Raw genomic sequence first — 13617 nt, 5'->3', positions numbered from 1 at the left:
CCCCTGAATGCATGCGTGAAAGGCATGTGAGTTAAGCCGCTTCTCCAACGGGCCAATAAGAAATATGATAGCGAAATTAATTTTATTAGCTTTTATCAAATAAGTCAAGAGATTTTTTATCTCTTTTTTATTATTCATCTAAGAAAAGTGTTACGCTCGATCACAATAAATAATTTAGCACAAATAAATCATTTAGTCATTAGGAAATTTATGCTTTCTTTTTCTGCATACCTTTCTACATTTGTGTTATCTTATGAGGTAAAAGGGCATTTCTAAAGGTGGTATTCTCTTGAGAATCAATAAGTATATAAGTGAAACGGGTCTTACTTCCAGACGCGAAGTGGATAAATGGATTGCAGAACGAAGAGTTACCATTAATGGCGTTGTAGCTGAATTAGGGAGTCAAGTTCAAGAAGGGGATGAAGTACGTATTGATAATAAGCCCATTCAACTCAAGCCAAAGCCTGTATACATCGCACTCAATAAACCAGTAGGCATCACCACCACAACAGAACAGCACGTTCAAGGAAATATCATTGATTTTGTAAATCATCCTCTTCGTATCTTCCCTATCGGTCGCTTGGACAAAGACTCAGATGGCCTCATACTACTTACCAATGACGGTGATATTGTCAATCGAATTTTGCGTGCAGAAAACAAGCATGAAAAAGAATATATCGTTACGGTTGATAAGCCCATTACCCCTGCTTTTCTAAAAGGAATGGCGGGTGGAGTAAGGATTCTGGGAACGAAAACCTTACCATGCAAAATCACTAAAGTTTCAGATCGAGTGTTTCGAATTATCCTTACACAAGGGCTTAATCGCCAAATTCGAAGAATGTGTATGGCTTTCGGATACCAAGTTCGCAGACTCCAACGTACTCGGATAATGAATATCCATTTAAAAGACCTTAAAGTAGGGCAATGGCGTGATCTCACAACAGAAGAACTTCGTGAACTATATCAAAGTCTGGATTATAATCCGAAGTCACCTAAATGAAGTACGGTTGTCTCAAAAGGCCGGTTTTCCGACCTTTTGAGAAGCAGTTCTTTTCTTTTTCATTTTGGGTTCAACCGACAGTTTCGGAAACCAGCTCCGTGTTTGAATAAGTGGCGAAGCGAAAAGGTAACCACCTAATTTCAGGACTTTTTGTCAAGAAACTCCAACGAAATAAAATCGACCATTAAACAACTCTTTTGATTGGAAGTATTTATCGGCGTTGAGCATATCGATTATGTTTTTCATATCCGAGTTCATTATGAAACCAAATTCCAACATGATGCTTTGCATCAAATCGTTTGACCAGATTATAATCAGCATCATAAACAACAACAACTTTATTATTAATCATCATGGGGTTATGTGTCTTATTGCTAAAGTTGCTAATAGTGCACATTCAATTGAAACTAATTCACTTATTTAATTGCATCGTATCTTTCATGATCATAATTATTGGGGCATCCTGGTACCGGCGAAATTATAAAACGCCCTCATGAAGATTGGAAAACAGAACATAAACTTGTTGGGATGAAGCAATTTAAGTATAAGAATGGCAAGCTTCAATTTGAATCAAAACTTAAATAGAAATTTTTTATCAGAAGAGACACGCCAAGTATCTTTTCTCGTATTTAAAAGGTTTTGAAAATTAACCTGCAACGTAGAAGAATGAAAGCAGAGGAATTTAGACATGAATTAGGAAAAATAGGAGAGGTCACCTTCTGGTTACAGAGAAAACTCTCTATCCGGTGGCTGCCAGTCAAATTCAAGGCCAGCTTGAACTAATTGGAGGTTAACATGTGCGATCTCCTTACTAGAATGTCGTACAAGATTTTTGACGAAAATATCTTGTGAAAAAAACAACAAAAAAGACTTCTACACTAGCGCAGAAGTCTTGGTATTAAAGATTTTGGTGCGGATGAAGGGACTTGAACCCCCACGGTATTGCTACCACTAGAACCTGAATCTAGCGCGTCTGCCGATTCCGCCACATCCGCAAATATTAACGCCCTCTCCGAGGACAACGATTGCAATCCAGCAAGATGCTACTCGGCGTAGGAGGATTGCTTACAGATGGTGCACCCTTGCGGGTACAACGATCTCGTTCCAGCTTGAAGTTTATTCGGCGTAGTGGGAACGAAGTCAATGGTGCTGGTGACAGGACTCGAACCTGCGACCCCTTCATTACGAGTGAAGTGCGCTACCAACTGTGCCACACCAGCACATGAGTTCTGTTAAAGAGTTACATCACAATCTGTAGATTGTAATGATGGTACTTTAATCAACGTTTTAATTGTGTTTTTCTAAATCTAACCACTTCATTCTTAATTTGGTTAATAAAATAATAAAGTGGTTGAATATAAAAGTCAAGTGGTCACTACTAAAAAAAGAAAACATGGTTAGAAAATGTTTTTGTATTGAGTAATGGATACGAAAGAATCTCATTCCTCATCCACAAATTGTTTCAATTGTAGATATTTTGTCAATCCTGCTAATAAAACTATGCAGGAGTGTTCGTAGAATGATTCAGTGTAGAATGTGTGAGAAGGAAATTCCTCAAAGAGTATCGGACAAGAATCATGGCTTATGTCAGAAATGCTTTAAACTGGACCAGAAGATTGCCAAAGAAATGATTAAGCACCACCAACAAAAATACGGCATCTAATAAGTGATTTTTGAGTTCTCTCTAATCGGTGTAACCCGATATTGAGGATTCTTATTGTACTTATCTTGTAGGAAGTTAATGTAATTGACGCTATTCAATCCATCTTCTAATACCACTGATGCAAGCTCAGCTGGAGTCATGTTACAAGATACTGCCAAACGATTAAGCTTTCCTTCGATTTCACTGGTTATTGATATGCTCTTCCTTACACAACGCTTAGCCCCTACTCCCCTTTTTGTTTTGTTCAATGTTTCCCCCTCCCCCTAACCTTGAAGCTACATCAGTAATTGACTACATCACTAATTTATGATGGGGTAGGGTAAGGTAGTCCCATCAAACAAAATGATGGCATATAAAACAACCTATTTACTTAATGAATTTGTTTTCTCTATGCCATTCCAAATAAATCTGATTTGGTGGACAACTTATAGGTAACGTAAGTGTTCTTCCTTGGTATTGTTCTAAATATGAATATAAAATAGGGTCATTTTGCACTTCATCAGATAATACCAATTTAAATTCAGTGTCGAAGGTTATCAGTCCTTCCTCGAATGCCTTATCAACCAAAGGAGATAAACAAATACCGTTTTGAGAGTCTCCTCTAATATCTTGTCTTTCTGACCAAGGGATAATATGAGAAGCAATTAAAAATTCCCTCGTACAAATTCCAGTTACAGCACAACGATACCCATAATTAATTTTTACGTTACGTGCAAAAATATTGTGACCAATCCTTATTCTCCGTTCTCCGTATCGATCATCAAGTCTAAAGTCTCCATTATTTATTCTTTGTTCCATTTCAATCTCACCTTGAACATCATCATGAAGCTGAAAGTTAAATGGCATTTTAACAATATGATTTCTATCAACTCTATAAAGGTCGGAGTAAATTTGTCTATAACTGTGCCATGTTACTTTTGATAAATCAACACCTACTTCGTTCATTAATGGGAAAGGTTTCTCAATTAAAGCTGTATAATAATCACTCTCTCTTTCAACAATTTCACCTATGACACCAGCTCCTATAATGTAATACATATTGTCATTTTTCCTAAAGTATAGAAAGAAATCACCTTTTTTAATCCTTACACCGTCTAATAAGCTAGGTCTCCATTCGTACTGATGATAAATAAGATTTTTATTCTCCTCTGTGATTTCAATCAAATAAAAACTGGTCTCTGGTGTTGTAAGTTCTTCACTATATAAGTCAAACAACATACATGCCTCCTAAGCAATTTAGTAACTAATCCTTACTATTTGTTTTAACTCATGGACACTTAAAACCTCATCGTACCTACGGTGAACCATTCGATGGCAATTCGCACACAATGGTACAAGATCAGACTTAGGGTCAATTTCTTCTTCACCAGCCAAACTACTCAATGGCTTCACATGATGCACCTCAATGAAGTCCTTCCCCCTTTCCCCATACACTTCCTCAAAATTAAAGCTACATACTACACAATTCAAACCATGAATCTCAATAGCACGTTTTCGATTATATGGGTCACGCTCATACCGCTTACCATAATAGATTTTAGCCTTCCCCTCTACTCTTGGCTCAGCATCAGCATTTTCTATGTCCTCAGCTTCAATATCCATCTTCAAGACCTCAACATCGACATTTCCGATTAATATCACTCTATAGTGATTGTCATCTTTCAATCGCTCAAACCTAAGCTTTGGGGTATATTGCAACTCTTCCTTACCAACTTGCTGAAATACTCCAAACACATCTGGAAAGGTATTACGAAGTAAATTAGTGAAATCTGACTTCCACATCAACCTTGTTCTAGGTGAGGGTTGGTTATCCATTTCTATTCGTGCAGAGTACCTATCAGTCTTATAACTAAGCACTATTTCTTTTCTCTCTCCACGCTCCATATTTTGAGCTTAAAAGAAGTCTCGCATATCAACTGGCACACCAGTACCATTGTGAAGAAACGCTGACTTATCTAGTTCCTTCACAGCTACATCTTGAAATAATCTAAGCCATGAAAAGCTTCTGTTGTTACCTTGACTATTCCAAAGCCTTCTCAACTCATCTGCATGGCTTTCCTCAAGTAAATAGTTCGTTTGTTGTCTAAGTCGAAAGATCAACATATCTTCCAAAATAGGATTCTTCATTAACTCTGTCCTTTTTAGAAAACCACCCTCAAGTCTAACTTCTTCAATCTCTAGTTTCACACCTAAAGCAGGATTATTCCAGTCTTGCGTATACCAATACTCTCTTGCATCCTCATCAGTTCTTTCTTGTGGAAGACCGATTACTCTAGCTTTAGCTAGAATGCCACCAGACCCCTTTTTACTTCCATCTGACCTCCACAAGAAAACTTCATCATCGATCTGTATCTGATCTTCAAAGTGATGCTGTCGTAAAGACCACCAGATTTTATTATTTTGTGATACATAACTGTCTATATTGAAAACTCTAGGATTACCTTGAAAAATCCATGTATTCACATTAGATCACCACCTAACAATACAGTTCTCCATATGGGTAATATCTCCTTCACAGAAAAAATCCTGCCATCATCAAAGTCCGCAGGATAATGCTTGTAACCTAAATTGATTAATCACCATCACCCCCATCATCACCATCACCATCAAAAAAATCAAAATCATGATAACCATCTTTTCCTCCATTATCAAAATGACCTTCAGTACCTAACTCTGATTTAGGAGGAAAATAGTAAATATGCTTATCTAAACGAAAAATAACTATTCCTAGAACTATGAGAATCCCAACCAAAATTAAAAATCCACCTTCACTCAATCCATTTACACCCCTTTCTATCGTAGAATGTATATGGTTGATTATCAGTGGACATACCAACAAATCCTGCCATCTTACGAAAGCAGATGTAATTCACAGCTATCTATTTGCCCCAATCCTTTTTTATCTTGCAAATTACATATTTCCTTGTCCACATTTCGGTGGTTGCAATTACCTCAGTTCCATTCTTTTCAAAAATAAACCCTGCACCCATCTGGTCTTTAAATTTCCATCCATTGTTATTCATCATATTCTTTAGATTTTGATAAGCCTTGCCTTGTTCCATTCGTGTAATGAACCACTCATAACCATTTTCCTCTGCTATTTTTACAATAGGTTCAGTTGAATCGTTAATCAAAGCAAGAACTTCGCTTTTTGAAACAGAACCTATAGGGAGTGATGGGTAATACGCTTTACTAGCTACGACAATTCCTATAATAAACATTACAACTAAAATAGCAGTACCAAATAACACCTTCCTCATGTAATCACTCCTTTTTATATTTGACGTTGGTGAGTGGGTGAGGTTTCAACTTCCTCCACATTGTCTAGCTTTTAAAGGAGTTAATTTGGCTTCAATCGTCTCATACATAGGACAACCTTGCTGGGAAGATATGTTTAGACATGTCCTTAATAAAGCGTCATGAAAAAGACTGTAAACCATCGCCCCCTTATAGTCTATAGAACTGAATAAAATCTTTATTTCATTTATGATACGGTTCACCGAAATTTCCTAAGCACACGGTTGATTTCGAACATAAGATTTATTTACGTTTAAAAACAATGTTGACCACTCAGCGTGGTCTTTTTGTGTATCTCATACACTTCCTACATATTGTGGCAAAATAATTATGAGGTGGTTACATGAAGAATTTGCTTATTGTAGTATCTATAACTTTTTCTGCTCTTTTTTCATCATCTGTTGTCCAAGCACAACAGCCACAATGCTATATTGTTTATGATGTTTCCCCTACCCATTCTAAGAACACTAATCAACATGAACAAGAACCACCATATGCAAAATGGGGTAGATTAGCTTTGCAAGAAACTAAAAAGAAGTACCCTCAAGCTGAAATCATCGACTATCTTCATGTAGGTCTTAAATCCTTATCTCCATCTACTTCCCAAGAAACCTTTAAACTATGGCTAAAAGAAGGGATTCGTGAATTTGGTGTTTATGTAAGGATAAAATTTGATACAAGAACAGAAACTGTGCAATCAATCACATTTGAGGAAACACATCGTTAAGGAACAATGACCACTTAAACACTGATGGAGTGGTGTTTTCATTTGCCTTATGCTCTGCCTTTATTGGGTAGTATAATCATGAGGTGATTAGATGAAGAAATTAATCGCTGTGCTTTTGATTACTGTCCTTGCTTTTTTTACACCAATTGTCCAAGCCCAACAGAAAGAATCAAACGAAAAATTAATTCATGATGCTTTTCTTACTGCTCTTGACCCACACATCAGTAAAGCTAGCTTCAATCACTACAATAAAATAAAGCAATATGGTCTATATGATGCTGAAATACTTGAAATTAAAAGAGTAGATGAAGGTAGTTTTTCCTTTATTGTGAAGGTTCAAGTAAGAACTTTTGAAAATGCCCATAATCCACCCTATGGGACAGAAACAATAACTTTGGAGGTTGACCCTTCAGGGGTCAAGGTAACCAATTTTGAACATCAGGGTGATGAGTGGGAACAGAAAATTGAGAAGTTCCATAATGAAGTTCTCAGAGACATACAGAAATCTTTTCAATGTTGATTTAAGTGGTTATCAAAAGTATGAGTATGAGCAATTACTTTCCCAAGCAGAACAAAAGAAATTAAAGCAGTTAGCCAAATTCAATGAAGATATTGTTATTAAAGAATTAAATAAAGATATTAAACCACCATATAAAAATGTCGCTGACCCTTTCACTTTTGTCAAGGAAGATAAAGCATATATTGTTTTTAAGAAAGCTGATGGAACTAATGTCTTATATACCATGAGAAAAGAAAATGACACTTGGATAAATGTAAAGAGGGAAAGCCAGCAAGGCAAAGTAATGCCAAAAGAACTACTTCGGTATATGTTCAAGCCAATGAATTAAACAAACTGACCACTACCAACGCTGATGGAGTGGTTTTATTTATTGTACTTATCATAATCTACACTTATTGCTATGTTAAATGCTTTCTCCATTTCATCTAAAGAGAGATATTTTTTAATTTGATTGGCTTCTTCCTCCCAATCTAGCCCTCCATAAAACTCTAAGTAAAATACAAAATCTTGATATGCAGTTTTATCGTTTGGCTTTAACTGTATTAGCCTTTGATATATATGGAAAATAGTATCAACTGGCATGAAAAACTCTGCTTTATCCTTTTGTGCAATTCTCTCTAATAGTGTGGGTTCATGTACAGTTTGAAGTGCTATCTCAAAGTTATCCTTTAAGGTCATGTACTTTTCATTTAATGACTTTTGTTCTTCATCAGTATAGTCAAGCCAATTTAGTTGGCTAAGTTTATAAAGTTCATTGGTCAATTCAAGAATATCCATTCATATATACCCCTGATATGAGCTATAGTTTTCTTTCCATAACCCTGCATATTCCTTGTAATCAGCTAGAAAATCCTTAATTACCTCAACTGCTTCACTAACATACTCCTTGATGGTTTCTTCTGTACAATTACGATTTCCATACCCTTTTAATGCTTCTTCGTATTGGTCTACAAGTGCCTTTATTGTGGCAGATAGAACCCAATCATCATTTGTCATGTATGCTAATTCATTAGCCATATTAATTATTGTAGCTGTGTCTTGTGAATCCAAACGCTTATATAAAAGCCCAAGCATAATTTTGGTTGGTAAGCCTTTCTCTACATCTCCCTCAATTGAACCTAGCAACTCAATAATCACCCTCTTGTCTTTAGACAAAGACAAATCAAAAAAGATAGTGGGAATGTCCTTAACGTTAGTTGTTTCAATGATTTTATCAACCCATTGAATAACTTCATATGCGTTAAAGTATTTAATGAGCAATCCAAGCCTATATACCTCTGCCATCAGCTTAATATCCATTATGCACCTTCTTGAAATGTACCTTCTATTCACTCTTTAATTGTTCCCATATTCGTCTAGCAACCATTAGACATTCGTCAAAATCAAAATCACTGCCAAAAGTATTAGAAAAGATTACTCTAATTTCCTCTGCTAAATCTTCAACTGTTTTAGCCCTATGTAACGCTCCGACAACTTTTAATATTTCTGGCTCAAATTCATCTTCTGGTGCGTCTGGAAGTAGACTATATGGATTCCAATTATTAATTACCTCTGTTACAATCTCAACCTCTTTAAGATACCTATCCTTACGCATTAGCCCTCCTTAATAAAATTGCTCTTTTATCTACTCCAAAACAGTCCAACTTAGCACATCATCATCATATTCCCCTTCAAGTGTAAGAAGAAAATGGTATACAGCAATCTCTTCGTCATTATGTACAACACTAGCATAAGATTGTACATATTCTAATGGTTCATCATATCTATAGTTAATGGTCAATGAAACCTTCTTGACCTTTACTTTCAATGAATTAAAATCAATTCCACTAAAACATTTTTCGAAATCTGATTGGTCTTTCGCTTTCCAAGTGTTTAGATAGTGCCAAAACCCCTTAATAGTACGCTGAAACACATCATGTTCCTGGATAAATTTTTGGAGTGATTTAGTATCCATAGACACCTCTCCTCAGAAAGTTCAAATAAAATCGATGCTTTCATTTAATTTAAAGCCACTCCAAAAAGGAATGGCTTTTTTCTACTGTGTCATTTCTTGCTCTTTTGCCACTTCTGCAATTACATTTGCTAACATATCAGCAGTACGATATTCTTCTTCTAGTGTATTCTCTACACCACCCATTTCAATTATCAATGAATTTGGATGAAGGTCTTGATTATAAGCTAGTTCATTCCCTTCTTCCTTAACAAGGACACCCTCTGATACTCCAGGATACATTTGTTCCATTTTCTTATGAATTTTATTTGCAAATCCTTCATTTGCTTTCCAATCAGGGTTCTTTTTTGATACAACAAAATAAACATTAGCTACTTCTTTTCCATTAATCTTAACTGTTGTATCTTGACGTTTTCTGGAATCTCTATGAATGTCGAATACCATCTTAATATTTTTATCTTTATTTAAAGCTTCTTGCAGAGGTTTCCTTGATTGTTCATATAATTTGGCATATACAACCATTTGTCCCATGTAATCTTCCTTATTATGAATCACATTCATGTTATTATCTCTTAATGAATTGACTAACCGTTCACCAACAAGTTCGATATTTCTCTCCTTACTTTGAACAGCAGACTTTTTATATAAATTTTCTGATACAAATGATTCATGATTATGAGTTTGATAAATATATACTGTACCATTAAATTCACTTTTAGAAACAGTTGAAGGACTAGACCCTATACCTTCTTGGAAAATTAGAAATAGCCCAAGGAGAACAGCTAAACAGCTAACTAATCTACCTACTAACTTAATTGGTTTCATAAACATGTTCCTCCTTACATGTTTTCTTTCAACCGTAATTAAGGAGTTTAAAACCCTTTCCTTTGTGTTATTATCCAATTTAGGCGATGGTAGTCTTTTTAGCTTACTTAGGAGTTCAGCTTCAGTATTATTGAATTGCTTCATTGACACTACCTCCCTTTTCTATTGGTAACATCTTTTGTTCTAAAGCCTTTAAAGCCCTATGTAGTGTTACCTTTACCTTTGATTCACTCCAATCAAGAATTTGAGCAGTTTCAGAAACTGACAAGCCTTCTATGCCACGCAACACTAATACCTCTCTGTAATTTCGCTTTAAATTGCTTATAGCCTTATACAGCTTATGCATTTCCTCATTAAATTCAAGTCTTTCGCAAGGTGTCCTTTCTTTCGTTGGCAATAACTCTAAGATACTTTGTGGAAGCCATTTAATAAGACGCTTTTTACGTTCGTAATCAATAGCAGTATTTCGTGCTATAGTTAGAAGCCACGCTCTAGGATTGCAAAGCCCATCATAGTTTGTTTTACCTTTTATTACCTTTATAAAAACATCTTGCACCAAGTCTTCCACATCAAAGTTTCCAGTATAGTAGACTAAGAACTTATATACATCATCACTGTATTGAACAAACCATCTTTCAATCTGTTCTTTATTGGTCAACTTACTTCTCCTTTCGTAATTAAGATTTTATTAATCTTCACCTAATAGACGAATAGGAAAAAAATGGGTTACACTTTCTTAGAAAATTCCCCTCAAAATTAAAAAATCCTGCCTATTGGCAGGGTACAGATTGTTTAAAACCATTATCCCATTCATTCGCTCGGATGAAATGGGTACAACCTTACGGGGAGGAAGTGTTAGTATTGACTCTTGAAAAATCAAGCGGTAAAAACCTTTCATCATACCCCCCTTTTTTCGCAAGGTTGCAACCCCAGCCCATTGTTAAAAAAGCCATACAAGCCAATCTGAACAATCTGATGCGGTGTTACAAGCCTACCTATAGACCACAAAGAAAGCACCTACAACGACATGTAAGTGCTTATACTTATGGGGAAGATTATACTGTTTTCTTCTACCTATCGAATCCAGTAAAAAATATCGAAGCGATGGCTACGAAAACCAACCACCCTATTAGTAACTTAAAAACAACTAGGTTGTAAGGTATCTCAATTTCTCGCCAATCGACTTTTCCATTGTTATTATCCATGATTGTCCTCCCTAATTTAATAATTACATGACCAATATACGATGCCTATTGTTTCTTCAATTCTGCATAGATCGTACTTCTTGGAACTCCAGTAAGCTTTGCTATATCATTAACACTCATTCCGTTACTCTCACGCTCATAATAGAGCTTTAATGCCTTGTTAATATCTTTAGCATCCTGCGCTGGACGACCCATATGTTTGCCTTCTTTTTTAGCACGTTCTCTACCTTCTGCTGTCCTCTCCACGATCAAATCACGCTCAAACTGTGCAAATGAAGCTAAGATATTAAATGTTAATGTTTGAATAGAGTTAGTACCACTTTTACCTTCTTTAGACTCTGGTTTAAATTCCATGTTATCTTTTATAAATCTTACACTTACACCTTTATCCAATATCTGTCTTACTATATTGTTTAAATCTATGATAGAGCGTGCCAACCGATCAATCTTTGTCACTACCATAGTATCTCCTGCTTTTAGAAATTTGATTGCTTCCTTTAATTCCTCTCGTTTGGCTGTACTTGTTCCAGTCACCTTCTCATAGAAAATGCGCTCACATCCTGCTTCATCTAACAATTGTTTTTGTGTTTCTAAACCATTGTCCTGCCCGACTGTCGAGACTCTTGCATAGCCGATCAAAGCCATTTAGTTCACCCTTCTTCGTCTAAAAGTTATATAACTTCTATACATTTTATTTTAGACTAACTTTTAGACAAACGCAAGTACAAAAGTTTATATCTTTTAGATAGTAGTTAAGACTGTACATAAGTTGAAACTTCTAGACAATCTACTAAAAAACAAAAAGCCCACATGTGGTAGTAACAATATGTAATAGTTCATGAACAGACTTGATTTTATTTACTTTATAGGTGATTCGTCCTAGATTATGGTAATATAAGGTAAGGGAGATTATGGAGGACTTACATAATGTATTTTGACGTATATGAAGCTGATGCTCTAATTTATGGCTATGAGGAGTTTATAACGGAGAAGGCTCAATTAAGCCAAAGCACCCTTGCTCGATATAAGATTATCATTGAGCATTATCTCTATAATGTAGCTGTGAATCAAATTCCAAGGGGTGATTTCCAAAGCCTATTCAATGAAAATAATTTAGCTCGTATTACTCGAAGAACCAATGTTGTTCGTCCAGCATTGTTGCGTTTTCTTGACTTCTTAAAGGAAGATAACTTTATTAATGATAATTATATATTCTTATCCTGCCAAGAAATTATAAAATCCTACTTTTCTAGTCCTCACGAACATGAAGAACAACAAAGAGACTTTTTAACTCCTCAAGAAATAAAACATCTATTTAGCGAAAGAATGGTCTATAAAAATGATAATGAAAGAAAGTTAGCACGTGTTATTTGTACACTATCGTTTTTCTGCATGTTTAAACAAGGAGAAGTTATTCGACTAAGAATATATGATTATGATAGAGAAAACAAAAGGTTACGCAATATTCGTAAAGATGAGAATAGTGACCTTGTAGAGTGGATTAATCTTAATCAATTTACCGTTGGAGTATTAGATGAATATCTGGAATACAGAGGTACACAAACAGAGTGTTCTTCTGATGAGCTTGTAATTTTTGACAATGTACCACTAGACAATGCAAAAATCTCAAATATCCTAAATTGTTACCGAAGGAATGATAATAGAGTATTCTTAAATGATAAGTCTATCAACCAAGAGCTTCTCATGAGGAGTTATATACTTTATCTATTACTAGCAACTAAAGGACAAGGAGTTTATTCAATTCTTTCATACCAAGACAAAAACACTGCTTTTGATTATGCTTTTAACGAGTATTTGTCTGTTTATCGAGCTAAGAATAATGATGAAGAAGTGAGTAATCCATTTTCTTTCGAAGACATTCTCCCAGAGAAGACACAGTTTAAAGAAAAAAGGCAAATGGAAATCGGAATATATTCTGAAAAAAATGATATTAATGAGGAAGATTTGATTATGTTTGATAGCCAAAATAACCAAAATCTTAAAGCTGAAAAAGTTACTATTCAACGAATGGTTCGTGATTCATCTATTGCACGTACCCTTAAAGAAAGTTATAACCATACTTGTCAACTCTGTGGTTTTCGTATACGCAAGTCGAACGGTGAGTATTCTTCTGAAGCCCATCATATTAAGCCATATAATAGGATTCATTGTGGTGACGATAACTTTCAAAATCTTATTGTATTGTGTGCTAACTGCCATACTCAATTTGATGATCTATACTTCGCTATTGACCCCAATTCTTTAGAAGTGCATTGTATTTTTGAAGATGACGAACCCTATCATAAAAACACCTTAGTTTTCATTGAGGGTCATAAGTTAGATAGGAAATACCTTGATTATACTTGGAAGTTATGTAAGCGTCTAATAAGTCAGTGTATGGAAACTTCCCTAAGTCTTTGAGACAATCT

At 35.3% G+C, this 13617-nt stretch carries 19 protein-coding genes and 2 tRNA genes; 6 read left to right on the top strand and 15 right to left on the bottom strand.

Annotation, left to right across the window (positions count from 1 at the left end):
* Positions 1–289 precede the first annotated feature (289 nt).
* Entirely contained in the window at positions 290–1000 is a 711-nt protein-coding gene (rluF, locus tag ABLT31_RS37350) for a 23S rRNA pseudouridine(2604) synthase RluF (RefSeq protein WP_367760798.1), read from the top strand.
* Between the two features lie 908 nt (positions 1001–1908).
* Here the strand turns inward: rluF and ABLT31_RS37345 are convergent.
* Both ABLT31_RS37345 and ABLT31_RS37340 read right to left on the bottom strand, forming a co-directional pair.
* Positions 1909–1995 (bottom strand) — tRNA-Leu (locus ABLT31_RS37345).
* A gap of 149 nt (positions 1996–2144) precedes the next feature.
* Positions 2145–2220, bottom strand: a tRNA-Thr gene (locus ABLT31_RS37340).
* A 299-nt stretch (positions 2221–2519) separates the two neighbouring features.
* On the opposite strand from ABLT31_RS37340, the gene ABLT31_RS37335 reads away from it, so the two are divergent.
* A complete protein-coding gene (locus tag ABLT31_RS37335; RefSeq protein WP_367760797.1) occupies positions 2520–2663 on the top strand; it encodes a hypothetical protein in 144 nt (47 codons plus the stop codon).
* On the opposite strand, the gene ABLT31_RS37330 is transcribed toward ABLT31_RS37335, so the two are convergent.
* The 6 genes from ABLT31_RS37330 to ABLT31_RS37305 all read right to left on the bottom strand — a co-directional run bounded on the left by ABLT31_RS37330 (position 2660) and on the right by ABLT31_RS37305 (position 5923).
* Positions 2660–2911, bottom strand: coding sequence for a hypothetical protein (locus ABLT31_RS37330; protein ID WP_367760796.1), 252 nt, complete (start codon positions 2909–2911; stop codon positions 2660–2662). The genes ABLT31_RS37335 and ABLT31_RS37330 overlap by 4 nt on opposite strands.
* Positions 2912–3029: 118 nt before the next feature.
* Positions 3030–3881 carry an HNH endonuclease gene (locus ABLT31_RS37325; RefSeq protein WP_367760795.1) on the bottom strand — a complete coding sequence of 284 codons (852 nt, stop codon included), beginning with the start codon at positions 3879–3881 and terminating at the stop codon, positions 3030–3032.
* Positions 3882–3899: 18 nt separating this feature from the next.
* Entirely contained in the window at positions 3900–4445 is a 546-nt protein-coding gene (locus tag ABLT31_RS37320) for an HNH endonuclease (protein WP_367760794.1), read from the bottom strand.
* A 111-nt stretch (positions 4446–4556) separates the two neighbouring features.
* Complete coding sequence (locus tag ABLT31_RS37315; RefSeq protein ID WP_367760793.1) at positions 4557–5126, bottom strand: EVE domain-containing protein; 570 nt, start codon at positions 5124–5126, stop codon at positions 4557–4559.
* A gap of 109 nt (positions 5127–5235) precedes the next feature.
* A complete protein-coding gene (locus ABLT31_RS37310; protein ID WP_367760792.1) occupies positions 5236–5439 on the bottom strand; it encodes a hypothetical protein in 204 nt (67 codons plus the stop codon).
* Positions 5440–5542: 103 nt separating this feature from the next.
* Positions 5543–5923, bottom strand: coding sequence for a hypothetical protein (locus tag ABLT31_RS37305; protein ID WP_367760791.1), 381 nt, complete (start codon positions 5921–5923; stop codon positions 5543–5545).
* 380 nt (positions 5924–6303) lie between these two features.
* Here ABLT31_RS37305 and ABLT31_RS37300 point away from each other — a divergent pair, with 380 nt between their 5' ends.
* The 3 genes from ABLT31_RS37300 (at position 6304) to ABLT31_RS37290 (ending at position 7535) form a co-directional block, all read left to right on the top strand.
* Positions 6304–6687, top strand: a complete 384-nt coding sequence (locus ABLT31_RS37300) for a YqzG/YhdC family protein (protein WP_367760790.1) — start codon at positions 6304–6306, stop codon at positions 6685–6687.
* A gap of 91 nt (positions 6688–6778) precedes the next feature.
* The gene (locus tag ABLT31_RS37295) at positions 6779–7207 is read left to right on the top strand and encodes a DUF3888 domain-containing protein (protein ID WP_367760789.1); all 429 of its coding nucleotides are present in this window, start codon (positions 6779–6781) and stop codon (positions 7205–7207) included.
* Entirely contained in the window at positions 7167–7535 is a 369-nt protein-coding gene (locus tag ABLT31_RS37290; protein ID WP_367760788.1) for a hypothetical protein, read from the top strand. Before ABLT31_RS37295 ends, ABLT31_RS37290 begins: the two co-directional genes overlap by 41 nt.
* 35 nt (positions 7536–7570) lie before the next feature.
* On the opposite strand, the gene ABLT31_RS37285 is transcribed toward ABLT31_RS37290, so the two are convergent.
* The 7 genes from ABLT31_RS37285 to ABLT31_RS37255 form a co-directional block, all read right to left on the bottom strand.
* Positions 7571–7984 (bottom strand): hypothetical protein, encoded by a 414-nt coding sequence (locus ABLT31_RS37285; protein WP_367760787.1) that lies wholly within the window; start codon positions 7982–7984, stop codon positions 7571–7573.
* Positions 7985–8506: a hypothetical protein gene (locus ABLT31_RS37280; protein ID WP_367760786.1), complete on the bottom strand. Its 522-nt coding sequence runs from the start codon at positions 8504–8506 to the stop codon at positions 7985–7987.
* Between the two features lie 25 nt (positions 8507–8531).
* Complete coding sequence (locus ABLT31_RS37275) at positions 8532–8801, bottom strand: DUF1871 family protein (RefSeq protein WP_367760785.1); 270 nt, start codon at positions 8799–8801, stop codon at positions 8532–8534.
* 30 nt (positions 8802–8831) lie between these two features.
* The gene (locus tag ABLT31_RS37270) at positions 8832–9161 is read right to left on the bottom strand and encodes a hypothetical protein (protein ID WP_367760784.1); all 330 of its coding nucleotides are present in this window, start codon (positions 9159–9161) and stop codon (positions 8832–8834) included.
* An 81-nt stretch (positions 9162–9242) separates the two neighbouring features.
* On the bottom strand, positions 9243–10127 hold the full coding sequence (spoIIP, locus tag ABLT31_RS37265) for a stage II sporulation protein P (protein WP_367760783.1): 885 nt from the start codon (positions 10125–10127) through the stop codon (positions 9243–9245).
* The gene (locus tag ABLT31_RS37260) at positions 10111–10641 is read right to left on the bottom strand and encodes an RNA polymerase sigma factor (RefSeq protein ID WP_367760782.1); all 531 of its coding nucleotides are present in this window, start codon (positions 10639–10641) and stop codon (positions 10111–10113) included. The genes spoIIP and ABLT31_RS37260 overlap by 17 nt, the downstream gene beginning before the upstream one ends.
* Before the next feature lie 592 nt (positions 10642–11233).
* The gene (locus ABLT31_RS37255) at positions 11234–11833 is read right to left on the bottom strand and encodes a recombinase family protein (RefSeq protein ID WP_367760781.1); all 600 of its coding nucleotides are present in this window, start codon (positions 11831–11833) and stop codon (positions 11234–11236) included.
* Between the two features lie 282 nt (positions 11834–12115).
* On the opposite strand from ABLT31_RS37255, the gene ABLT31_RS37250 reads away from it, so the two are divergent.
* Complete coding sequence (locus tag ABLT31_RS37250) at positions 12116–13609, top strand: HNH endonuclease (protein WP_367760780.1); 1494 nt, start codon at positions 12116–12118, stop codon at positions 13607–13609.
* Positions 13610–13617: the final 8 nt, after the last annotated feature.

The organism is Ammoniphilus soli (assembly GCF_040813775.1).
This window is presented reverse-complemented; position numbering and strand designations above follow the sequence as displayed.